Below are 252 nucleotides of genomic sequence, written 5' to 3'. Positions count from 1 at the left end.
AGGATCCACGATGAATAGTATGGCCGTAGGCGTTGACATCGCCAAGCAGGTTACCCGGTGCACTACGTTGATCCGGAAACCGGAGAGATCGTGAACAAGCCGATCAAGCGGGCGATGTTTCTTGAGCACTTTGCGAACCGTGCGCCGTGCCTCATCGGGACTACTTAAGATGGGGCATGAAGTGAAATTGACATCGGCTGAATTTGCCAAGGCTTTCAACATTCGAAACAAGAACGATGCTGCTGATGCACG

General features: G+C 52.0%; 1 pseudogene. It reads left to right on the top strand.

The window, feature by feature from the left end:
- Positions 1-10: 10 nt before the first annotated feature.
- Positions 11-252: pseudogene (locus SB717_RS37985) on the top strand (IS110 family transposase); the annotation flags it as partial.

The organism is Priestia sp. SIMBA_032 (assembly GCF_046535215.1).
In the GTDB taxonomy this organism is placed as follows: Bacteria; Bacillota; Bacilli; order Bacillales; family Bacillaceae_H; genus Priestia; species Priestia aryabhattai.
The sequence above is the reverse complement of the archived record's forward strand: the minus strand, read 5'-3'. Positions and strand labels throughout refer to the sequence as shown.